Genomic DNA, 24,617 nt, shown 5'->3' with positions numbered 1-24,617 from the left:
AATGAACAATTTCATTTACGGAAACACAACCAAGGTATATTTCGGCAAAGGAGGCGTTAAGGAATATCTTTGCTGTCTCTTAAAAAATGTCGGCGATACCGTAATGCTTGCCTACGGAGGCGGTTCCATTAAGAAAAACGGTATATATGACGAGGTAACCGCCATTTTACAGAAGGCAGGAAAAACGGTGGTGGATTTCCCCGGTATTATGCCGAATCCGACATATGCAAAAGTGCAGGAGGGTGCAAAGCGCGTCCATGAAAACCATGTAGATTTCATTTTGGCTGTTGGCGGCGGCTCGGTTATAGACTGCTGTAAGATTGTTTCCGCACAGGCAAAAAGTGCAGAGGATATTTGGGAAATGGAGACTGTTAAAAGAGATTTTCCCACCGATTTTATTCCGATGGGAGCTATTGTTACCGCCGCAGGCACAGGCTCGGAGATGAACAACGGCGCAGTCATCACCAATGAAGCTCAAAAAATCAAGTGCGGGCTGATGGGTGCACAGGCACAGTTTGTATTTCTTGATCCGAGCTATACAATGTCTGTCCCGTTTAAACAGGTCATTTCGGGGGCATTCGACACACTCAGCCACGGGATGGAAACCTACTTCGGCAAGCCGTACGATAATAACCTGTCCGATGATATTAACGAAGCGGTCATGAGAAGTGTCATCCGCAATATCCGCATTTTGCTTCGCGATCATGAAAACTACGATGCACGAAGTGAGCTGATGTGGGCATCCTCCATGGCGGAAAACGGTATTTTAAAAATTGGCAAAATCACCGACTTCCAGTGCCACCAGATTGAGCACCAGCTCGGTGCATATACCGACTGCAACCACGGACAGGGACTTGCCGTCATTCACCCGGTATTATACCGCCACATCTATAAGAACGGCGTAGAGCGATTTGTCCGTTTTGCAGAAAATGTGTGGGGAATCAAGGAAAAGAAAACGGCCGAAAAAACGGCTCTTGCAGGTGTGGAGGCTTTGGCAACTTTCATCGAAGAAATCGGTCTTCCGACCAGTTTCATGCAGATGGGCATCCCGACAGATACCAATTTCCGCGCTGTTGCCGATTCAACAAACATCACAGCGGGCTGCTGTAAAAAACTGACACATGATGAGATTTATGAAATCTTACAAGAATGCATTTGAAAGGATTGATTTTACCATGAAAAAAGGACTGCTTTATTTATGGTAATCGATCTGCCGATCTGTTTGCTATCGAGCCTGTTGAGCCTTATACCGATGCAGATTCAAACTGGACGAACAGCGACAGCCGTGTAAGATTGAGAGTCTGGGATTATAAAAACAGGTTTTGATATGGGGCATGATCCGAAAAGAGATCGTGCCTCTTTTTTGGGGAGGGGTAAGAGAGATACTCCCCCAACTGAATAGGTAGCACTTTAAGCGTCAGGGGGAACACCTATTACTATCACCAGTGGTCAGAAAATGGGAAGAAGAAAAGCCGGTATCTGAAAGCGGACGAGGTAGAACCACTCTCGGCGCAGATCGCCCGGAGGAAGGAACTCCAGGCGCAGATAAAGCGCCTTCGGTCAAAAACAGAAATGGAGCCTGCCCATACAAAGGAGAGGCCACATTACCGGACGAGAGTGGTAACCGGCGAGGCATTGGAAAACCTGATCTGCGATGTCCGGGGCTATGAGAAGCGGGACTGTTTCGGGAGGCTTGACAAATATATCCATAACACCAGAGGCGGGAAAGTCTATATTCTCTATGGCTTAAGGCGGACGGGAAAAACGACATTGCTGTTTCAGGCGATGGCGGAGATGTCCATGGAGGATTTCATTGATTCGGCGGCGCTGTTATCGGATATTTATGCCATGATGGGGATGCGGATTGTGCTGTCCGGCATGGATTCCCTGGGCTTTTGGATCGCGCGGGATAATGAACTGTACGACAGGGAGTGGATGAGCCATACGACGTTTATTCCTTACCGGGAGTACAGCCGCCTGCTTGGGATCGACAGCATTGACGAGTATATCCGCTATGGGGGAACCCTCCGGGCGGGGGAGCTTGCCTTTGGCGATGAGGACGCCCTGGCCAGTGACGCGGTGTTTCGGGATGATGAAAATACAAGACGGTATATCGATACCGCTATCGCCCAGAATATCCAGCATTCCCTGGAATGTTACGAATACGGCAGCCACTTCCATCACCTGTATCCCTTGTATGAAAAAGGGGAACTGACGGGAGCCATCAACCGTATTATTGAGGATATGAACCATCGGTTTGTCCTGGAAGTGCTGACCAGAGATTTTGTATCCCATGACCTTGGTATCTCAGCCAGAAATCTCCGGCAGGACAGGAACCCGGAAATCCGTACCCGCGCGCTTTATGAAATTGACCGGGAGGCGGTGACCAAACGGCTCATGGATATCCTCAAGATACGGAATCAGGAGGATCAGACCATAGGCTTAACTGACGGCCTGGTGAATCTGATCAAAAAGTACCTGAAAGACCTTGACCTGATCGTGAACTGCCCGATTGAGTCAGCAGAAACAGGACTTCCGCCACAAGAGCATATGCTGTTTTTACAGCCCGGTATGCGCTACTGTCAGGCACAGGCTTTGGTGCATTCGCTGATGAAGGATGACTATTTTAAGACGCTGGAGGAAGAAAAGCGGACGCTGATCACAGAGCGTATTCTGGAGGAAGTCCGGGGCCGGATGCTGGAGGATATCGTCCTGCTGGAGGCGACAAGGGCGCTTCCTAAGCAGTACAAGGTATTTAAGCTGGTATTCCGCGTCGGCGAGTTTGATATGGTCATCTATGATAGCTATCGTCGGGTATTTGAATCTGAAAGATATGGGCATGGTGCTTGGTACAGGATGCGGAAAACAGCCTTTTGCAAAGTTTTTCAAAACCACTTGATTTTATTTCGGTATGCCGATATAATCATAGAGTGAGAGGTGATGGCATAATGATCATTGACGATTTGTTAAAGCAGGCGCACATGACCAAATACCGGCTTGCAGAACAGGCGGGTATCCCGCACGCTACGCTGAGCGATATATGCACAGGAAAAACGAAACTAGAAAAGTGTTCTGCCGAAACGGTTTACAAGCTGGCAAAGGCGCTTGGTGTTACAATGGAACTGCTTGCAGAAGGCGGCATCCGGCAGACCGAGCGTGAACGCGCTTATGAATACGGACTTCCCGAATATCTCCAGCACGATCTGGACGCCTATAAGGACGGGCTTAGGACAAAGTCCAAACTTCTCGACTGTTATTGGGGAGAGCTTTACGGAAGCATCAATCTGGCAGAAATCAGCGAAGGCGTCATTACGCCGGAACACGCCGATTACCTGCGAAAGAAATATCTATGGGGAAGGAAGCTATGATGGAACGAATCGACTTCACAGACTGCCGTAAGATACTCGGCAGAGCTTACAACGGAGCAAACGGAAAGAAAATTGCCATAGAATACGGCGGGAGCCAGTATATGCTGAAGTTTCCCCCATCAGGCGAGAGAAAACCAACAACACTGTCCTATACCAATAGCTGCATCAGCGAGCATATCGCCAGCAGCATCTTCAATCTCCTGGGCGTGACGGCGCAGGACACGCTGCTTGGCACCTATCAGGTGGGAGCAAAGACAAAGGTTGTATGCGCCTGCAAGGATTTCACAGCAGACGGAAAGCGGCTCTTTGATTTCTGCTCCATCAAGAATACGATCCTCGATTCGGAATCAGACGGCAGCGGTACGGAGCTTTCGGATATACTGGAAGCGCTGGAAAAACAGCAGTATGTCGATCCTGCTATGCTGACCGGGCATTTCTGGAATGTGTTCGTGGTGGACGCCCTACTTGGAAATTTCGACCGCCACAACGGAAACTGGGGATTCCTTTATGATGACGCCGCAGATCAGGCGTGCATAGCGCCGGTGTTTGACTGCGGGAGCTGTCTGCTGCCGCAGGCGGATGAGAAGGTCATGAGAGAAGTTCTTGCAGATGAGGATGCGCTGAACGCCCGTGTTTATCAGTTCCCAACCTCCGCCATCAAGCAAAACGGCCGGAAGATCAATTACTATGATTTCCTGTCCGGCGTGGAGGATAAGGATTGCAAGGCGGCTATCCGGCGGATTGTGCCGGGAATCGATATGGAACGAATCCGGGAATTTCTCGGAGAAGTCCCGTATATCTCCGACCTGCAAAAGGAATTTTACAGCCGGTATATTGAAGCACGCTATGATAAAATCTTAAAGCCTGCATTGGAACTGTTATCCTCTGAGAAATAAGAAACAGCAGGTTCGACGCTTTCTCTGTAACGAAAAAATGAAATATATAATGACCCAAAGCACCGTATCAAGCGGTGCTTTGTTTGGTTTAAGGAACGCCCGGACATCGCGATCGACCGTGATATGAAGGTGGACTGTGATATCGGGCAGGAAATCACCTGTTATATCGAAACATGGTTACGATTCAGCCCTCAGCATGACATTGGCGCGGAACATGCCGTTTTCATAGAAAAACCGGCTGTAACCGCCATTTTTTTCCGCAATCCGGCGAATGGACTGGATGCCGGTTCCCTCGCCCTTTCGTTTGGAGGACTGAAAGACGCCGTTTTTCTCTTTGACGCACCGGTCAAAAGCATTTTCCACCGTTAAAAGAATCATGCAGCCGGAGTGGAGGTATGCCTGTATTTTAATCTGCTGTCTTGACGAATCAGTATTCAGGCTGGCTTCCAATGCGTTTTCCAGCAGGTTGGAAAGCACCACGCAAAAATCAATCTCCGGGACAGGAAGAATGGCGGGCAAGTCCAGGGCAAAGGAGAAGGGGATCCCGTATTTACGGTACAGCAGTGCATAGTGGCTGGCGATTCCGTCTGCGGCGGCGTTTTCACACAGGTTCAGCTCCGAGGCGGGGATGGCACCGCGGGCGTCGGCAAGATAGCTTTCCAGTTTTTCCCACTCCCCTTTTTGGGCGAGACTCATGAGAGTGTCAAAATGATGGCGCATATCATGGCGTGCTTCGCGGGTTTCCGCAATGGCGGAGCGGAGGCTGTCATACTGCATCTGCTGCATGGAGAGAAACTGGTTTTCCTGCCGGAGCCGGTGGTTCCGGTTCAGGCTGGCAGCCATGAGATAAAACATAAAATAGAACATAAGAAGCAGGAACAGGAGTGCAAGAATGACCACGATGTAAATCTGGATAATCCGCCCCTGATTCATAAGCTCCGGGTGAATCGGGGTGATAAACAGGTTCAGGGCAATAAATAAAATAGGCAGGATCCAGAAGACAAACCAGGTCTGGGCAAAGGCGTCGTCCTCCAGAAGACTCCGCGCCGCATGGGTGGCAGGGTACCAGGCCAGAAAGACAAAGGCCCAGCAGAACAGATTGTAAAGGAGCCCGGCTTCGGTGGAAATCCAGGGGGCTGTATTTTCCGGCCTGAGAATGAAATCCAGGATTTTTGCCAGACTGCCGAGACAGGAAAAGACGCCGCATACGGCCAAAAAGACGCTGACGGATTTCCATAAGGATATTTGAAGGGTACGGATGTAAACCAGTCCGGCTATGGCCGCAGCGGGAAGATAAATCCATTTGGCTTTGACGGGGAGCGAATGCCAGAGCAGGCCGCCTCCAAGGCAGAGAAGGAGAATAAAGGGAACCATGGCTGCGGCAAGGCGTCCGGGACGCAGACGCAGGTTCTGCTTCATGGGCAGATAGGCTAAAAGCATACCGGGTATAAAAATCAACAGTTCAATTACAGGCTGGAGAAGCTCTGTCATAATGTGTGCCCCCTTTGAAACAGAAAGTCGCCAAAGGCGAGCCTGGCCGCCTTTGCCTGGTCACGGCTGACAGGAATCCGCTTTCCGTCCTTTAAGATAAAATCTGTCCCGTTAAAGTCCTTTACATACTCTAAATTGATAATCATGCCCCGCGAACAGGGAAAGAATCTGCTGTCGCAGAGACGGGCTTTAAATTCGCGGAAGGTCTGGCGGGTCACGGTTTCCCTGCCATCTGAGGTCCAGATGTGGATTTGATGCAGATAATGCTCCGCATACAGGATTTCCCGGAAGCGCAGCCGGACACTCCCGCCGGTGACGTTGACTTCGATATATTGGTCGGGCTCCGGCAGACGGGCCATCAGCTCGTCAAACAATACCTCCAGCTCTCTGTCAGAATAGGGCTTGACCAGATATTGGAATGCCCGGACACGAAAGCCGTCCAGGGCGTGGTCTGTGGAAGTGGTGGTGAACACCAGAAGGCAGTCCTGGTCAAACAGGCGCAGCTCCTTTGCAGTGTCCACGCCGTTTTCACCGTCCATATAGATATCAAGAAACACCAGGTCAAAGGGCTCCTCTTTGGCGGCGGAAAGAAAATCCCTCCCCGATTCAAATCCTGAAATGTCGGCATGGAGCGCCAGCCGGTTAAGCTGGAGAGTCAGCCGCATGGACAAAGCTTCCCGCTCTGAGCCGATATCGTCTACTATGGCAATCCGCATAGTCCATTCCCCCTATAGAAAAATCTACGAACGCAGGCCTGCGTTCGTCGCCTATCGTTCAGTATATCACAAACGGGAAAATATTTCAGAAAAATTTTTTTATGATCCAGGTGAGACATTACAGTTTAGGACGGATTTTTACAGTTCGGGACGGGCCTATGGAAAATTTTCAGGATATCTGTATAGTATTAAGATGATATGGATTGACTTTTACTGAAGAGGGAGGTACCTATGTATCGCATTGCCGTCTTGACAGACCATGAGGTCCGGGGGCAGCAGCTTTGCCGATGGGTAAGAATGTTCAGTGAGGAGTGGGGGCTGTTCCCTTCCATAGAACATTACGAGAATCCGGAATGTTTCTTTTATACGGCACAGAAGTCCAGGCCGGACGGGGTTATTGTTGAGATTTCCGGCGTTTCCGGGCTGAATACAGTGGAGCACCTGCGTTCCCTTTATCCTGAATGTAGGCTGATTTGGTGCAGTGACCTGGATTTTTCCCAGCAGGCTTACAGGCTGTGGGTGGAATATTTTATGCTTTACCCGGCCACAGAGGGAGAGTTGAAAAACGGGCTGTCCCGCTGGTACGAGAACCGGGGATATCAGATGAGGCACGGAAAACGGGCAGATAGGCCGGAACCGGAATTATATGAAAAAGCTTCAAAAGGAAGAGGAGAGAGTTTATGAAAAAAAATCAGGTAAGACAAGGACACGAAAGAAAGGGGAGGTTCAAAAAGCAGCTGCTCAGCCTGGGCGTGGCGGCGACGCTTCTTCTGAATCCCCTGAGCCCGCTGATTCCTTACCTCACAGGGGGGATGGAGACGGTTCATGCATACAATACGTCGGGCTCGTCCGACTTCTGGCACATTAAGATTATGAACAAGCAGACGATTCCCCTGACAGAAAACAGCGGCAATCTCAGCCATTCCCTGTATGGGAAATGGTCGGTGGCGGATAACATGAAGCTTACGGGCAAAAGCAATGTCACGGTCGTGGAAAACAGGGAAAACAAGTCGGTGCTTTCCAGCATGTATGTGAAAGGAAAGGGCGAGGGGCAGGGAGACTGGAGCCTTTCCTTCTCCGATACCGGCTTTGACGAGACGGGGATTACGGACGATGTGCAGATTGCCATCCGGGCTTTCACCTACTATCAGGGGACAAACGGATATCTGACCGTCAACCCCGGCACCGGAAGGAATTTTAAGTTTGAGAATGTCAAAGGAGAATGGGTTCAAACCGACTGGATGCCCTATAACGGGATGAACGCTGTCATTACCGGTGGAGAAAGAACAGATCTGCGTTTTGCTTATGTCCTGCTGGCAGATTTAATCAGTCCCGGCGAGGACGGATGGGAATACGAGGTGACCAACGACCCGGCGGAAGGGGCTCCCATCCTGTGGCTCAGGACGGACGACCTTCTGCGCACGTCCAGCGGCGGCAGCATGGGTAAGAACGATTTTAACAAGATGAAGGTAACTCTTGGGATTGTCCCGAAGGAGACTCCGACGGCGGAGCTTTCTTATGTGACGGCGCAGGCGGTGGGAATCAGCGACGACTGCCATGGCTTGGGCTTCCGGGTGCTGGACAGTGACTGGGAAAAGTACGCAGGAGTGGAATACCAGATTGTGACCGTGACAGACGGTACGGAGTATGGCTGGTACAGCGTAGCTGCCAGCGGAGGGATGAACTCCCTTGGGCAAAATGCCAATACCAGTGCGGATACATGCGTCACAGACCTGGCGGGAAACGGCGTATATTTGAAGGGGCTTTCTGAAACCAATGTACGCGCGTATAATCTTCAGCTGGATATGAAGGCTCCGGAGGTGAGCCGTGTAAAAATAAGCGGAACCTCGGTTGACAGCACTGCCACGACGCCTCCCGACCAGTGGCCGGAGGATATCGACAGGAGCAGCCTGTTTTCAACGGCGGGAGATATGGTACAGTTCAGCCTGCAGTTAAGTGAGCAGGTCATTGGTTTGTCTACGGAACAGCTGCAGGAGATTGTCCTGCAGACGAATCTTTCCAATGCCGACGGAAGTCCTGTGACAGCTAAGCTGTCTGAGATTCAGGATTCCAATGCCGACGGCAGCAACGGAAATATTGTGTCCACTCTGATTTTCGAGCCTATTGCCATTACCGAGGGAATGGAGCCCCAGGGAGGGCAGATTAAGGCTGCCAGCATAACCGGTATGGAGCTTCTTAAGGATTACAGCAAGAACGCCATGGCGGGAGGAACCACAGATTTGAGCGCTTTGGCTCCCAACATCCAGAATTATCTGGACACGGAAGGGCCGACGGCAGAGCTTCTTGACATCATACCCGGTGAAAGGACGGAGACAGAGGCTGATTATACCGTAGCCTTCCAGGTAAAGGACGGAGAGGCGGGAGAGCTTTATGCCGGAGTCTCCGGCTCAGAGGGCAGACTGGCCCTGACCAGCTATGAAAACGCTCCCCAGATACGCTATGCCTATGAGGTGACAAGAGAGGCGACGCTGCCGGAGAACCTGACGAAAACAGGGATCGTAAGCGGAGGGGACAGCGCCGTATGGAGTTCCTTTTCCCTGACCGGGGAGGGTGTTTATTATCTGCATTTAAAGCTGACGGGCATTGAAGAAAAGGAGCTTCTGGACGCCCAGGGGCTTGGCCTTTCCATTCTGCTGGAGGATGTGATAGGAAATGAAGCCCAGTCGGCTCTTTCCATAAAAAATCTGGACATTGATTCCGTGGCGCCGGAGCTGACTGTGATTCCAGAGGGAACCGATATAGAGAGAGCCGGGGCTTTCAATACAGTATCCTTCCGGGCTCAAGCGGCGGCTTCAGACAGGAACGGCCTGGACCGGATGGAGTATCAGTGGGTGGAATCCGGCGCTTCTCCGGCAGATAACGGATGGCAGCAGGTGAATATCAAGAGCACCTCCGGAGAAGAGTACAGCCAGAGCTTTACGGCATCCGCCGACAGCGTGGCGCTGGTGAGCCGGGATTTATACGTCCGGGTATTTGACGTCCACGGGAATATGACGGAGAAGCAGATTACCATGACGGCAGACCCCGGCCGCGCCGTGGGACAGTACATTGTATCCGGAAACCCGCAGCTTCCCTCCGACAGCCATGACGTACTGATTTCCAGACCTTTGTCCACGTCGGAAGGCACAGGAGACACTGCAGCCACAAGGGCTTTGGTATCCATGGGGGACGAGACCTATGTGGGGGTATTTTCCTTTGACGGCGCTTCGGAAGAACCGGTAAGACTTATGGACGAGACGGCGGCCGACTGGTATCAGGTGACGGTGGTGGACGGCGTCTACACGTCGGTGACTCCCGGCGGCGTTCCCCAATGGGGCAGCTATTACGGGACGGTAGAGGTGACGTTGTATTCCAGCCTGACAGACAGCCTGGTTCCGGTGGAGAATGAACAGCTGGAAAAGACAGACGATTTCACCGGACATCAGGACGCCGTACTGACCTTCAAACACGCCAGCAGGAACGACGGGGTTTACAGCGTATCCTTTGGCGCAGTACAGGATGCGGCCGGGCAGACTCTGGAGAGAAGGTATGATACGGAGAAAGGTGTTTCCTATTCCGTGGTGAACCAGAGCCTGGCGGGAACAAGATATTTCTTTGACGTGTCTACCCTTATGATGCCGGAATGGAAACTGGAGGACATGGACTTTGAGGCTTCCTACGCGGTGGTCCTGAGGGCGGATAACGACGGGAACATCCTGGACGAGGAGGCGTCGGCCAGAATCCCTCTGTCCCGGAGCGCGTCCCAGGTGTTTTCCTTCCCGGCGGCGGATAAAGACGGAAATGCCTTTGCCACGGGAGTATACGCAGTAAAGGTACATATTGCCCAGAAGGAAGGCGGAACAAGAGACTTTTACGGAGACAGGCGGTTTGTGCTGGACGCCTCTGAAATGCCTGTCAGATTCGGCGTGTTTTCCTATTCGGCCAGCGCTGCAGTGACCATGGGCACCGGCACGCTGGACTGGAGCCGCGCGGCTTTAGACGGGCAGGTGCTTACCTCCGTCAATATCGGCGTGGCCCGTCCAGACCGGTACGGCATGTCCAATGAAGAAAGAGGCAATGTGGTGGAGGTGGACGGCCATCCCGGATATGTGACAGAGGTTCAGAACTCGCTGCAAAACAGCAGCGGCAACGGTTCCTTTACCTTTAATCTTTTGGCAGAGCTTCCGAAGGAGCCGGAAACCTATATCGGATATGCGCCCGGAAAGGTGGCGGAAATCCGGTACTGGAACGCGGCCAGCACAGGGGACCCGTCAACGGTAGCATATAAAACGGCTTATCCGGTAACAGTGGGCGGCAAAACCTGCTACGGAGTTCCTGTCACAGGATATTATGGATGGTACGGGGACGGCTCTACCGTGGTATCCGCTGAGGCGCTGGCGGCGGCTTCTGTCGGAGACTTTAAGGTGGCCCTGGGTTCCAATATAATTTGTTACCAGCTCAAGATGGAGAACGGAGCCGAGTCGCCTGTATATCAGTTCCAGCTTAACCTGACGGAGCAGTCGCCCACTCTGGAGCTGAGCTACAGCTATGGTCCTACTGTGCTGGAGAAGGATTCCTGGACGGGGACGGACATTTATACCCGCCATACGGATTATATTGACGTGACCGTGGAAAACGCTTTTTCTCCCAACGGCGGGGTGAAGATATACCATGCCCTTTTGAAGTCTGTAAACGGGAGAAGCACCTGGACCTACGAGGAGGTGCCGGCCGGAGAGACCATCCGCTTATCCTCGCCGGGCGACGGGTACTGCGGCTCCGCCAGCACGTACATCCCCTCCTGGGGCGGAAACCCTTCTGTATACGAATTTATCTGCGCAGTCGACAGCGCGGGGAATATTATGTCGGCCTACCCCATCACCTATGGCGGAAACAATGAGGCGGATGAATATTATTACCACGTTACCGACAACATTGATATAAACGGAATCCAGAGCAAAACATGTGAGATTGGAATGACATGCGAGGCGGTGGGCGACGGCTCCTATGAGATTACGATAGAATCTACCGACTGGATGAGGCTGGAGAAGATTGCAGAATCCATTACCGTTCAGGTGGACGGCAGGACGCCCTATACCATAAGCGACTTATCGGACCATGAGCTGACTGTGGTGAACTCTGCCGGAATCATTGGCGTCACAAACGGAACCAGCAGCAGCTGCGCCGGAAAAATCCGGTTTGCCCTTCCCTATGATTCTTCCGTGGAGGAGGGAGCCGTCATAAACCATACGGTGACTGTCACCTTCAATGGAAGGACAGACGAAACCGACCATGGACCTAATCTTTCGAAGAAGAGCCTTACCGTCAGCGCGGCCAATACAAAGCCGTCGGTTAGCCAGGCCGATACGGAGCCGGCCATTGGACAGGTGGGAGTCATAAGCAATGCTTATGTCAGGGAAGCGGGGACAAAGGGCAGCTTCTCCACAGCCTTTGACCTTCGGGCATATGAAAACGGCTCCTTCCATCTTACTGTGGAAGACCCCTACGGACAGACCTACGAGCAGACTCTGGAGCTTGCGGGGATTCCTGAGGACCCGCAGGTATCTGTCTCCACGGAAGATTTTACGAAAGACCCGGTGACGGTGACGGTGAACAGCCAGGCTTATACACTGGGAGTGGAGGAGAGCAGCCTGCCGGAAGGCACGGTAATAGAGGGTAACGGAACGGGCAGGCTTGTCCTGACTGTCCCGGAAAACGGAAGCATTTCCGTATACTATGCTCTGGATAAAGACCCGGTGGCGGCGGAGGACCGGAAATCCATAACCGTTGCCATAGACAACATTTACAATAAAGAGATTCTACCTGCCGTCGTCTGGGATTATTATGAGACGGTGGTTCCGGCGGAAGGCGGGGAGCAGGACGAGGTGAAGCTGGAGACGGTGGCCTACGGAGAGGCGAGAGCCGTCCTGGTGGATGAAAACGGCAGCGAGCTGATTGACCCCCGCACGGGCACGGCGCCTGTCTACGTCTTTGTGCCGGGCGGAGAAACGGAATATACCTTCAGCGGTTATGTGAACCAGTACGGGATGAAAGGGGAGGATTTTACGGTGACGCTTCCCGTTACCCTGCTGCCCTACCCTGATTCTGCGGCGGAGAAGGACACATACCGCCCTGATTTGGCCCTGACCGGTTATTCCATCCGGAACGGCGTATCTTCGGAGATTGAAGCGGCTTACCTGCAGGAGGATTCCGGACGGTCCGAGGAAAGCAATGTAGGTCTGTCTCTTTATGGAGAATACGGAAATTATGAGCCGGAGAATGTCTTTAAGGATGTAAATCTGCTTCTAGCAAAATTTGGATGGGCGGAAAGCTATCTGTTCCGTGTGGATATTGCAGACGAGAGTGCGGTTCGTTTGTTTATACAGAAGGGAGCGGATGGCCAGGCGCCGGATTACGAGACAGGAACCAGCGATTCGATTCCCGGTGTGACTCTTCAGGGCAGGACTCTGCAGGCGGAGGAAAACGCAGAGTTTACTTTGTTTGCAGTGGATGAGAAGGGCAACAGCACTTCGGTGTATTTAGAGCTTACGAACCTGGGAGAGCAGCCGGAGCCCGGTTATGTGACGGTGCTCACCAAAAACGGGGATGCGCGGATTTATCTGCTGCCGCCCAACATGGAGGGCGCTTCAGACCTGCAGATTACCAATGACGACGATAACGACGGCGTACCAGATGCAGAAACCGAGGACGATGAAAAGTCGCGGCTCTTTGGCTTCCCTTATCTGTCTGTCGTGAAAAACGGAATCCAGCCGGTTCATTATTCCTACGTTTATGAGGGAACCGCTTATACGGGAACTCTTAGAGTGGAGGTAAGCGGTGTAGATGAAAATCCGCCGTCCCTGCAGAAAACCACATGGTCAGCCAATTATGACGAAACAGGAGAGCGCTTCACCAATCAGGATATCAGCCTGCAGATGCAGTTTGACAAGGCCCTGGGAGAAGTGGAGCTGCAGACGAAGGACGGCCTTATCATCGGGCCGGAATCGGGAATGTCTGTTTCCTGGATGGAAAACAGGGCGACCATTGTATTTGAAGGCAATATACCGGAGGATACCAGAATGAAGGTGACGTCTGCCTTCAACGGAAAAGAAGCTGTCGTTGACATTCCGGCCGTCACTACCATTGACAAGAGGACGCCGGAGGTGACGGTAGACGAGGTGGCCTATGGCCCCAGCCACAGAACCGCCCATATCACCATCAGGGCCGACGAGACAGGGGCAATCCTGCAGGAAAACGGAAAAACAGGAACCAGGACGGGAGATGCGACGGTCTTTACGGTAACTGTCCGTGAGAACGGCACCTTTACCTATACGGTGGTGGACAAGGGCGGCAATAAAAACAGCGTGACTGCCACAGTGACAGACCTGGTGACAGACGCCCTGACACTGGAGCTGAGCACGGCGGGAACCGAAGGCAGCATCATTGACCCGGAGAGCTACAAGCCTTCCGTGGGAGAGGTGCTCTATGCAAGGACAAACAGAGCTTCGGAAATTTCTGTAAACGGAGGAAGCCCTGAGAGGGCTGGCGCGGGAGAATGGGTGCCGGTAGTCATAGGAGAAGACGCAGAGGGGCTGTATCCTTCTGTCTATGCGGTGGACGACTACGGTAACGGAACCATCCTGCAGCTTCTCAGGATACCCATGGGAGACAGGACGGCGCCCAGGGCAGTGGTAAACAAGAGCCTTTTGTCTGCGTCTGTCCAGACAGGGGATGAAGAGCTGGAGGAAATGTTTAAAGCAAATCTGCTCTGCAGCGATGACACAACGCCCCAGTCCCGGCTCATTGTGGAATTTTCTTACAGCCGGGAAGGAAACAGGGAGAAGCTGCCTGTCTCCTACACGGTCAGGGACGAAGCGGGAAATGAGACGTCAGGAATCTTCTGGCTGCGGCTCTATGACGGGACAGAGCTTCAGGTAGCTGTGGACGGAAAGCTTGTCACCTGGGATGAGACGGTTCTTTTGGATTCCAGAAATCCGGTGATTACCGTCACCTCCAATGGGGAGCGATACAAGGTGGACATGAAAGCCGGCATCAAGACGGCGGCTCAGTTAAAGACAGGGGCTGTATCCGTCAGCGGTTACACGGGCCAGAAGGAAAAGACGCTGGACGTTACGTTCAGCAAGCCCGGATACTATACGTTCTGCCTGACCACGCAGGGACGGAAGACCTACCGTTTTGTGGTATATGTGGAAGAATAACAGACATGGATAGTGAGGAGCAGATATGAAGGCATTGTTAAAAAAAGGACTGGCGCTGGTTCTGGCAGCCGCCCTGTGGGTGACGGGAATTCCCGTCACCGCGCTGGCGGAGGAAACAGCTGCCGCCGGACCCAGTGACAAGCTGGAGCTTAAGGACGACTATATCAGCGTTACGGTTTCCGGTGAAAACGGCGGCTTTCTGATTGATACTGTGGCCGGAGATAAGCTGAAAAAATCAGATGACAACAAGTTTTTGGTTTATCCTTCCGAGGATTTCGACACTTCCTATACTTCTTTCCGCGTGACCAGGAAGGACGGCAGTGTAAAGGATTATATTTTTGGAAGAGATTACAGCTATGAGGGAATTGAAGGCGGGAAAGTGACGCTTTCGCAAGAAGGGAAGACGCTGATTGCTTCCTGGAGCGTGGAGGAGATTGCTGCTGAGCAGAGGCTGTCCCTTTTGGATGAAAGTGCAGCCCAGCACGGCATGGTTTCCATCGGCTATACCGTCACGGCTAAGAGCGACGAGGTGGCCAGCATACAGATGCGGCTCATGGTGGACACGGCTCTGGGATATCAGGATTATGCCGTATACGAGGTCCCCAACAGCCTTGGGGAATATTCCCATGTACGGACGGAGAAGCTTTTAGATAACCGGAACGGAGAGGCCTTTGACGGGATGTTCTACGGGGTCAATGATACGGGCGCGCCTACGGTGACGGCCTATACCTTGAACACGACCATCGACGGCCAGACCATTGCGCCCTATCAGGTCGCCTTTGGGCACTGGAATAACCTGGCGTCCACTGTATTCGATTTTATGCCGGAAGAGGGGCTGGATTTTACAAATCCTTATAATGAGGCTTACATGACGGCAGACAGCGCCTATGCCCTCTATTTCGACCTGGGGACTCTGGAAAATGGACAGTCTGCCAGCATGAGTACATATTACGGCGTATTTTCCAATGTTACGGTGGGAAGCGAAGAACGGGCGGCAATTAATTTTCCCACCCTCCCCGGTTCCATGGCCTTTAACGAAGCGCAGGACGCTTACCTGTCCCAGGTGGACGGCGGCAGGCCGGGAGACATCAGGCTTGAGATGAATGTGGAGAACATTACGGCAAATGCGGTGGACGATATTACTGTGGTGGTGAAAACCCAGAATAACGTGCGGCCATACGAGAGCTGGTATGACAACCTGCTTTATGAGGATGAGCTGGCGGATTTTAAGACGGTGATATCGGATTTCCAGCCTGGCGAGGTGGCAAGGGCGGAAGCGTATTTTCAGGTGACGCCCCTGCCGGCCAGCGAATACAGGAAATTCGAGGTGCTCTGCTATGACGCGGGCAGAGGAGAAACACTGACCCAGGAGAAGCTTTTAGGCAGCAGGGAATTTTACCTGTTCTGTCCCGGCGTGCTGGGGGAGGTCGTTACCTTCAACAGTATAGAGCCCCAGATGGTTTATACGGAAGGGTCCAGGAATCTGTATATTTCCGGCCAGAACCTCTCCCTTCTGAGGGATACCAGCGCCTATGTGACCTATCTTAAGCCCCTGTCGGGAGGAGAGGATGTGGTGATTCCTTCCAACAAGGTAATCGTGGATACGGCCAAGAATACCATGTACCTGCAGGTGGAGGCCGCGCTGGAGGCGGGAGCCTACCAGGTGGTATTTGACTGGAATGAAACCGGGAAAGAGGATACCACAAGCCCCATGCTGCAGTTTACGGCCACAGACAAGCCGGAATATATGGCGCCCACTTACGGCATTGTAACCATTGAAAAGGCGGAGGATTACGCCCAGAGCACCGCCTATCAGCTTCAGGCTTATGAGGACGAGGCCGACTATAAGAGCCGCATGAAGGATGCGGATAACAGGGTGCTTTTGGAATTTAGGGGAAATTTCAGCCTCTGGTATGATGAGGAGGGCAATGTGACAGAGGCCAAGGCCGTGTCCCTGGAGGATATCGAGGGGAAGGTCAGCGGAACCATCACCATCAGCGACTGTCTGGATGTGGAGGCCGGAACCCTGGATATCGTGGTGGAAAATCCGGGCGCGGAGGACCAGTGCATCGAGACAAACATTGACGCCAAGGTCTATACGACCAACAGCCGGACAAAGGTCTGGGATGGTGTGTGCGCCATCAGCTCCATCGAAAACGGCGAGGAGAGCACGCTTTTGCAGTACGGCTATGACGGAACAGTCCTCGACGATTTGAAAAACAGCGTTGCCAACACCAACGCGATTACCCTCATTTGGCCTGGAGCGGCCAGCACCGCCCAGACCATCGCCGGAGTGATTATGGAATTTCGGTACTGCCAGTTCGGCCAGATGAGGACAACGACGGATATTGCCGATACAAGCGCGCCGAAGCGGCGGGTGATTGCCTTTGGGGCAGAGATGTCCCCGGATTTTCTTGTCCCTACGAATTTTGACTGGGGCGGGAGGCAGACCTCTGCCCTGGAGGTGGTTCAGCTGAAAATGGCCAAGAGCAACTATACGCCGGATCAGCTGCGGGACGTGCAGGACCGCTATGCGGCAGACCAGGCGGCCTGGGAGGAGGCCGAGGCCGGAAGCCTGGCTCTTTATGTACACGATATCCTTTTCGGCGGCGGATTTGTGGGCTTCAATACCTCTCTGGAGGTAGGGATTCCCAGCTATGCCGACGGGATGCCGGGAATCGAGGGTACGCTGAACCTGAACATCATGCCGGCCAATACAACATGGACCGTGGGCATAGAAGGAGAGGCAGATTTTGAATTTCTGGAGATGGAAGCGTCTCTGGAGCTAAAGGCATACAACAACATACCGGTCCCCAATAAGCTGTATCTCTATATTGGCGGCTCCACGCCGGGCATCAACGTGGATGGTATGGGAGTATTCTGGATTCAGGGCCTGGGAGGCGGCGTGGATAAGCTTTACGATTCCCTGTTTGTGTCCTCCACCATCCCTCCTCTGACCATGATGCTTTCCGGGCAGTTTGCCCTGTTTGCCCTGATGCAGGCCAGAACCGATTTGAACCTGAGTATGCGGGGCTTTAACGTGAGCATGAGCAATATCGGAATCGCGGGAATCGATCTGATTGAACAGGTTGGCTTATCCGCCTACTGGTATCCAAGGCTGCAGCTGAGAGGTTCTTTGAATGTGGATATCCTCAGCATTATAGAAGGCGGCGGATATCTGGTGGTGGAGGAAGACGACAGAGACGGAAGCATTTTCTGGGAGGGATTTGTGACGGCCTCCCTGAAAACGCCGAAAATCCCGCTGATTGGAGAAATTACCATTGGAAGCGCAGATTTGGGAGTCAATGCCTCCAAAATATGGGGCGCCCTCCATGTATTGATGCTGGATATGGGTGTGACGTATTACTGGGGCGGAGACGTGGATTTTGCCTTCGGGAAATATGACGCACCGGAGCCTACGCTGCCTGTGGCGGCGCTGGCGGCGGATATTCCCGTTTACACAGACGAGGAGACGGGGCGCGTCCTCTATATGAACGTGGGGACCAACGCTGTTCTGGCGGCGGAGGCGCTGACGGCCGGAAGCCCTGTTTCCTTTAAGGCAGGCTCCCCAGAGCCTGAGATTTCCGGGACGGCAGACAGAATGCGCTATGACATATCTCTGGGGACCTACTCAGAGGAAGGCGATATGGCTCTGGCAGTTACCTTTGACGCAGATACGGCGGCAGAGGCGGAGCAGTTCAGGAAAGGGCTTGTTTTAAAGAACGAAGAGGGAGAAGCGTACCCTCTCGTATGGCTGGATTCCTCGAAGGACGCAGAAACCCAGACAGAAGCCAACGCCCTGCTGACGCCTCCTGAGGGCACAGGCCAGGGCAGTATCCTGATTTCCTTTACGGACCGGGAAAGCTATGGCCACACCTGGACTTTGACTGCGGAAAGCTCCTGCGATGCAGCGCTTTATGAGATGAAGCATCTGCCGGGACTGGAGAGCGCAGACTACACCTCCGGCGGAGGACAGATGCAGGTGACCTGGAACGGCAGCCAGATGGAAAAAATGAACAGCCTGGCCGTGTATGCCGTAGACGATGAAGAACAGATGTATGTGCTTTACGAGACGAAGGACAGCCAGGAAATCGGAAGCGGCGCCGTTTCCTTTACCCTGCCGGATACACTGCCCTCCGGAAGCTACCGGATTTCTGTGACGGCCTCCAACGAGGCGGAGTCTGCCAGCAGTATTGTGGAAGCTGACGGAATCTTTGCTTATACGAATCCAAACCAGCCGGCCGCGCCTGTACTGGGGGAAGCTGTCCTGGGCGGCGATTACAGCATAGATATCGGTGCGGAAGCCAGAGGCGATTATGACGGTTATGTGGTTTCCATTTATGAAAAACAGTCAGGCGCTGACGGAGATGGATGGACGGCGACAGATTTTGTAAACCAGTGGATTTTGCCGGATGAGGATGGGACACTTCCTGAAACCTTGACCGTAGGCGGCAGGTACGCGGCTACGGTGTGGACGGATTCGGAAGGAAACCATTATACGCCGGCGGAGGCTGAGGAGATGGAGGGCCTGACAGAAACGACAGAATACGTGGGGCTGGAGGCAGGAAAAACTTACCGCGTAGAGGTTGCGGCTTATAAAACCACTGCCGACGGACTGGGCATGTATCTGTCGGAAAAGGCCGTAAGCAGCGAGGTTCAGATGAAAAAACCCACCCCCGCGGCGGTGACTGTGTCGGCCCAGGGGGCAAAGGCTCTGGCCGATGAGCTGGCGGGGCTAGCGGATTCGGAGGGAAATCCTCTGGAAAGCTCCATTGATGTGGTGAACCAGACTCAGGTTGTTATAAATATTACATCGGATGCGCCCGTATCGGGAACATGGACGCTGGACGGCGGCATGGCCGAGGGCAGCTGGTCGGCAAATCCTTCCGGAACCATTACGCTTCGCGGGCGGCAGGCTTCCGGAGATTTGGACGCGGAGGATGGACTTACCGAGGGCGAGCATATCCTGAGCCTTAAGGGCGAGGATGAAGACGGCGACGGCGTACAAGTTCAATATAGGTTCCGCGTGGACGCCACAGCGCCCAGGCTAATGCTTGCAGGGCCTTCGGACGGCGCTTTCTTCGGGGAGCAGACCACGGTGGAAGGCATCTGCGAGCCGGGAGCCGCCATTACCTTCCTGTTGGACGGAGAGAAGGTAAAGACTGTTTCTGCCGATGAAAATGGAAGCTTTACGACGGAGCTTGGCATGGATACGGATAAGCTGGAACAGAAGCTGACGGTTTATGCGGAGGACGCGGCGGGAAACAGGACGAAGGAATATTCCATGAAGCTGACCAATGAGCTTTTGGGGGCGGCCGACGCAGCCATTGCCGTGTTTGTGAACGGCGCCGATTATACCGGACGGACGCTGCAGGCGGGCACCTGCGCGGAGCTTGAACTGCGGGTTGTTTCCGGCGGGAAGAGCATTGTAATTCCCGAAGACAGCAATGTGGGACGTCAGGCAGACTGGGAGCTTTACATTGTGGACGGAACAGCCTCCATGGATGGACAGAGCCTGACCACAGACAACACTGTCAATGGAATGCTGACCGTTACATTAGATAAGCAGCAGGCGGCAGTTGTACTGGGAGGAAACCGCAGGTCAAGCGGAGAATTCCACTCTGTCCTGCTTCCTGAAAATACCGTGGGCTATACCGTTTCCACCGAGCAGGAGCTTTTGGTGGAGGATGGCCAGGACTTCATTTTCCGGGTGGAGATTCTGGAGGGCTACACAGCGGGAGAGGATTTTGCAGTGTATGCCAATGGAGTTCCCCTGATTGGCCAGGATGGCGTCTATACCATAGAAGAACTGCACAGTACAAAGACTGTTACTGTGGAGGGGGTGGCGGATATAACGCCTCCCCAAGTGGAAATCAAGGTAAAGGGTATCATCTGGAAGAGCTTCTTAAACTTCATTACCTTTGGCAACTTCTTCAATGAGAAGCAGAAGGTGACGATTACGGTGGACGAGAAGGGAAGCGGGCTGGATACGCTCTGCTACTATGTATCGGAGCAGGCTCTCAGCCTTGAAGAAGTCAAGGCACTGGGCGAAGCTGACTGGACCGAGTACACGGAAGGCTTCACCATCGACCCGGACAACAAATACGTGATTTATGCAAAAGCCACAGACAAGGCAGGAAATGTAACCTGGTGTTCGTCGGACGGCCTTGTGCTTGACAGCACGGCGCCCGCGGTGCAGGGAATAGAGGACGGAGGCATATACTACGGAGACAAGACCTTCACCGTCCGCGAGGAAAACGGCCTGCAGGTAAAGGTGGACGGCGCAGAGATTCAGCTGGACGGGGAAGCCTATACCCTGAAGGCAGACAATAAGGAGCATGTGATTGAGGTTTCTGACGCGGCAGGCAATACAATGGCTTACACAGTCGCGGTATATGAGGTTTACACCGTAAGCTTTGTGGTGGATGGCGTCATTGTCGCTGCCATGCAGGCAAACTATGGAAGCAGCATCCCGCTGGAGGCATTTCCGGAAATCCCGGAGAAGGAAGGGTATGACGAGACGGCGCCCTATTGGCAGCCGGGCAGTCTGGAAAATATCACAGAGGATGTGACGGTGCAGGCGGTATATACGAAGAATCCGGATGAAGGAGATGAGAAGCCGGGAAGCGGAAATGCGGGCAGCCCCGGCCAGAATGGAAACGGCGCAAATACCGGTGACGAAAGAAGCTGGCAGATTTGGCTTTTCGCCGTCTACATCAGCGGAGGGGCGCTTGCGGTGATCGCCGCGAAGAAGCGCAAAGAAAGAAAAGAATAACCGATGATCCGCTTGCGGAGAAAGAAGCGGTAAATGCAAAAGATCTGGAGAATATGCCGATCGTCCTTCCGAGGAGGACAAATGTACGGAATGAAGTATCCAACTGGCTTGGAAAAAGCAGCAGCCGTTTAGTCTGGCAGTGACGAAATTCATAGAACACATGAAATGCTTTTTAGGCATAATAAAGGTGTAGAAACTAAGTATTTGATATAACATGGATCTCCGTTTATAATAAAGGTGTAGAAAAAAGTGCAGCGCACTTTCCTCTACACCTTCATTTTTTTTGATAACGGAAATTTGGGGATTCGCTTTCTATTAGGGATATGGAGGCAGGAAATGACGTTAGAGGAAGTAACAAAGCAGTTAGAAAAGTATGGGAATACAAAGGAGGAACAGATCAGGATTATACGGAAAAGCAGGGCAGAATTACTGGATGAAATCCACAGCAAGCAGCAGTTATTAGACCAGTTAGACTATATGATTCATGAAATAAGAAAAAAATAACAGGAGGATTTTTTATGAGTTATCAATTTTACGTTCCTACCCGCACCTTATTCGGCGCTGGAAAATTAAACGAATTGCACACACAGGAAATGCCCGGAAAGAAAGCGATGGTCGTAATCTCGAATGGCAAGTCTATGAAGGAAACGGGAACGCTTTACCGGGTGTTAAAAGAATTAGCGTATGTTGGCGTGGAGACGGTGGTGTTTGACCATGTGCAGGCAAATCCCCTTCGCTCTACCGTCATGGATGGCGCGGCTTACGCAAAGGAAAATAGCTGTGACTTTATCGTTGCGTTGGGCGGCGGCAGCGTGATGGACGCATCAAAAGCGATGGCTGCTATGGCAACCAATGACGGTGACATTTGGGACTACATGAACGGCGGCACTGGCGGCGGGAAAACCCTTACAGAAAAAGCATTGCCGGTAATCTGTATTACCACAACGGCAGGAACCGGCTCCGAAGCGGATCAGTGGGGCGTGATCACCAACGATGAAACCAATGAGAAAATCGGATTCGGCGGTTATGACTGCCTGTTCCCGGTTCTGTCCGTGGTTGACCCGGAGCTGATGGTTTCGGTTCCGCCGAAGTTTACAGCATATCAGGGGTTCGATGCACTGTTCCACAGTACAGAGTGCTATATTTCCAAAGCGCATAACCGTATGGGTGATATGCTGGCCCTGACTGCCATTGAAAATATCGGAAGGTATCTTGTCCGTGCCGTAAAGGATGGAAACGATCTGGAGGCCCGCGAAGGCGTGGCCTTCGCAAATAACCTGTCCGGGCAGGTGATGACCGTGAGCTGCTGTACCAGCGAACACTCGATGGAACACGCCATGAGCGCCTACCATCAGGAGCTGCCTCACGGGGCAGGGCTGATCATGATTTCTGCTGCGTACTATCAGCATTTTGTGGACTGTCATGCCTGTAATGAACGGTTCATTACCATGGCGAAGGCGATGGGAAAAGAGGACGCTTCCCGGGCGCAGGATTTTGTGGATGTGTTGGTGCAGCTTCAGAAAGACTGCGGTGTGGCAGACCTTAAAATGTCCGACTTTGGGATTCAGGAGGACGAACTCGACAGCCTGGCAGAAAATGCCCGTGAAACCATGGGCGGTCTGTTTACTGCCGATCCGAAAGCGTTATCCCATGAGGAATGTGTGGCAATCTATCAGAAGTCATACAAATAAAAGAAAGGCGGTTTTTACATGAACGAATTAGAGTATGGAACCATTTTTGAAAAGGGTGTTCCGAACCCTTTTGGAGAATATTTTTCCGGCCAGTCTTATCTGGCGATGCTGACACAGTTAAACGGCGTGGGCGTTGCAAATGTGACCTTTGAACCCGCCTGCCGGAACAACTGGCACATCCACCACGGTGATAAGGGCGGCGGACAGATTTTGCTGGTCACCGGCGGGCGCGGCTGGTATCAGGAATGGGGCAAGGACGCTCAGGAGCTTCATGCGGGAGATGTAGTTGCCATTCCTGTGGATGTCAAGCACTGGCATGGGGCGGCAAAGGATAGCTGGTTTGCGCATATCGCCATAGAGGTTCCTGGCGAGAACACTTCCAATGAGTGGCTGGAGCCGGTCTCAGAGGAAGAATACGGAAAGTTGAAGTAAAGGAGGCGTTTCAAATGGCAAAGGTTACTGCAGGTCATGATGAATTGGGCGCTTTTGCACCTAAGTTTGCTGAGTTAAACGATGATGTGTTGTTCGGTGAGGTTTGGTCGCGGGAGGATAAGCTGTCCGCCAGAGACAGAAGTGTGGTTACAGTAACGGCACTGATGGCAAGCGGCGTGTTGGACAGCTCGCTGAAATTCCATATTTTGAATGCAAAAAATCACGGGGTAACGGCAGAAGAAATGGCAGAAATCCTGACCCATGCGGCCTTTTATGCCGGTTGGCCGAAGGCATGGGCTGCATTCAGAATGGCGAAAGAAGTTTATGGGGAAGCACAGAAGGTGGAAACATGAAGAAAGGTTTGGCGTTCATACTCAGCATTTTCATGATGCTTTCCGTGGCTGCGTGCGGAGCGGAATCCTCCGGGCAGGAGGAAAACGAAACGTTTGGTGATAGCACCCAGGCTGTGACATGGCTTGAAAGCATAGGTATGACAGGTGAAAGCGCTGGAGCGGGAAATGGAGAAACAGCCATAACCATCACGATTGGAGATATTGTTCTTGACGGAGTGATCTATGACACGGCACTTGCCCAGGAAATCAAAGAATATTTTCCTCTTACCATTTCCATGAGTGGCTTCGGGGGGAGAGAGTATTATGGCGGTGTAGATTTCTACCCGGCGGAGGAGAATTTGGTGGGCGGTGGAAATACCTTTCACGATGGCGACATTACTTACTGTGAGGCTCACCACAACATGGCAAACTTTTATGCACAGACAGATGATCCAGTGCTTTCTGTGGATGTCATTCCCATTGGCAGAGTGACTTCGGATTTATCCGTTTTTGAAAACCTTGACAGCCGTGAGGAAATTACTTTCTCGCTGGCTGAATAAATGTACCCCGCAGCGAAGAAAGCTCGAAAAAGCTCCGCTTTTTCTCACTTTGGGGCGTTCGCCCCATAGCCGGAAAACTCCAGGTATTATCTGGTGAGCAAGCTCCCCATCTAATACCTGCAATTTTCTGTCTGCGCTGC

At 52.6% G+C, this 24,617-nt stretch carries 15 protein-coding genes and 1 pseudogene; 14 read left to right on the top strand and 2 right to left on the bottom strand.

All coding sequences use genetic code 11. The annotated features are described in order from the left end of the window. Position 1: 1 nt before the first annotated feature. From H8730_RS10065 to H8730_RS10050, 6 genes and pseudogenes are all read left to right on the top strand, one after another. On the top strand, positions 2-1,159 hold the full coding sequence (locus H8730_RS10065) for an iron-containing alcohol dehydrogenase (RefSeq protein ID WP_177714666.1): 1,158 nt from the start codon (positions 2-4) through the stop codon (positions 1,157-1,159). 35 nt (positions 1,160-1,194) lie between these two features. Beyond that, positions 1,195-1,326 (top strand): flavodoxin, encoded by a 132-nt coding sequence (locus H8730_RS18040; protein ID WP_430385385.1) that lies wholly within the window; start codon positions 1,195-1,197, stop codon positions 1,324-1,326. A 72-nt stretch (positions 1,327-1,398) separates the two neighbouring features. Then, a pseudogene (locus tag H8730_RS18185) lies at positions 1,399-1,491 on the top strand (DUF6788 family protein); the annotation flags it as partial. A gap of 126 nt (positions 1,492-1,617) precedes the next feature. Further along, the gene (locus H8730_RS10060; RefSeq protein WP_249289784.1) at positions 1,618-2,934 is read left to right on the top strand and encodes an ATP-binding protein; all 1,317 of its coding nucleotides are present in this window, start codon (positions 1,618-1,620) and stop codon (positions 2,932-2,934) included. Positions 2,935-2,948: 14 nt separating this feature from the next. Next, positions 2,949-3,368, top strand: coding sequence for a helix-turn-helix transcriptional regulator (locus H8730_RS10055; RefSeq protein ID WP_249289783.1), 420 nt, complete (start codon positions 2,949-2,951; stop codon positions 3,366-3,368). Next, the gene (locus H8730_RS10050; protein WP_346726574.1) at positions 3,365-4,264 is read left to right on the top strand and encodes a HipA domain-containing protein; all 900 of its coding nucleotides are present in this window, start codon (positions 3,365-3,367) and stop codon (positions 4,262-4,264) included. The genes H8730_RS10055 and H8730_RS10050 overlap by 4 nt, the downstream gene beginning before the upstream one ends. Before the next feature lie 177 nt (positions 4,265-4,441). Here the strand turns inward: H8730_RS10050 and H8730_RS10045 are convergent, their stop codons facing one another. Then, on the bottom strand, positions 4,442-5,755 hold the full coding sequence (locus H8730_RS10045; protein ID WP_177715533.1) for a sensor histidine kinase: 1,314 nt from the start codon (positions 5,753-5,755) through the stop codon (positions 4,442-4,444). Next, positions 5,752-6,471 carry a LytR/AlgR family response regulator transcription factor gene (locus tag H8730_RS10040; RefSeq protein WP_177715531.1) on the bottom strand — a complete coding sequence of 240 codons (720 nt, stop codon included), beginning with the start codon at positions 6,469-6,471 and terminating at the stop codon, positions 5,752-5,754. Before H8730_RS10040 ends, H8730_RS10045 begins: the two co-directional genes overlap by 4 nt. Before the next feature lie 231 nt (positions 6,472-6,702). Between H8730_RS10040 and H8730_RS10035 the strand changes: the two genes are divergently transcribed. The 8 genes from H8730_RS10035 to H8730_RS10000 all read left to right on the top strand — a co-directional run bounded on the left by H8730_RS10035 (position 6,703) and on the right by H8730_RS10000 (position 24,477). After that, positions 6,703-7,155: a response regulator gene (locus tag H8730_RS10035; protein ID WP_249289782.1), complete on the top strand. Its 453-nt coding sequence runs from the start codon at positions 6,703-6,705 to the stop codon at positions 7,153-7,155. Continuing rightward, on the top strand, positions 7,152-14,687 hold the full coding sequence (locus H8730_RS10030; protein WP_249289781.1) for a hypothetical protein: 7,536 nt from the start codon (positions 7,152-7,154) through the stop codon (positions 14,685-14,687). The genes H8730_RS10035 and H8730_RS10030 overlap by 4 nt, the downstream gene beginning before the upstream one ends. 25 nt (positions 14,688-14,712) lie before the next feature. Then, positions 14,713-21,462, top strand: a complete 6,750-nt coding sequence (locus tag H8730_RS10025; protein WP_249289780.1) for an Ig-like domain-containing protein — start codon at positions 14,713-14,715, stop codon at positions 21,460-21,462. A 336-nt stretch (positions 21,463-21,798) separates the two neighbouring features. Next, positions 21,799-21,966, top strand: coding sequence for a hypothetical protein (locus tag H8730_RS10020; RefSeq protein WP_177718677.1), 168 nt, complete (start codon positions 21,799-21,801; stop codon positions 21,964-21,966). A 14-nt stretch (positions 21,967-21,980) separates the two neighbouring features. Further along, positions 21,981-23,153, top strand: coding sequence for an iron-containing alcohol dehydrogenase (locus tag H8730_RS10015; RefSeq protein WP_177718679.1), 1,173 nt, complete (start codon positions 21,981-21,983; stop codon positions 23,151-23,153). Positions 23,154-23,171: 18 nt separating this feature from the next. Further along, positions 23,172-23,585, top strand: a complete 414-nt coding sequence (locus tag H8730_RS10010; protein ID WP_177718681.1) for a cupin domain-containing protein — start codon at positions 23,172-23,174, stop codon at positions 23,583-23,585. A 14-nt stretch (positions 23,586-23,599) separates the two neighbouring features. Then, positions 23,600-23,938 carry a carboxymuconolactone decarboxylase family protein gene (locus H8730_RS10005; protein WP_177718683.1) on the top strand — a complete coding sequence of 113 codons (339 nt, stop codon included), beginning with the start codon at positions 23,600-23,602 and terminating at the stop codon, positions 23,936-23,938. Continuing rightward, a complete protein-coding gene (locus tag H8730_RS10000) occupies positions 23,935-24,477 on the top strand; it encodes a cyclophilin-like fold protein (RefSeq protein ID WP_177718685.1) in 543 nt (180 codons plus the stop codon). The genes H8730_RS10005 and H8730_RS10000 overlap by 4 nt, the downstream gene beginning before the upstream one ends. The last annotated feature ends 140 nt before the right edge of the window (positions 24,478-24,617 follow it).

The sequence above is a fragment of the Bianquea renquensis genome (assembly GCF_014384895.1).
Taxonomy (GTDB): Bacteria; Bacillota; Clostridia; order Lachnospirales; family Bianqueaceae; genus Bianquea; species Bianquea renquensis.
Note: the sequence above shows the minus strand (reverse complement) of the source record. Positions and strands in the feature narration are given on the sequence as shown.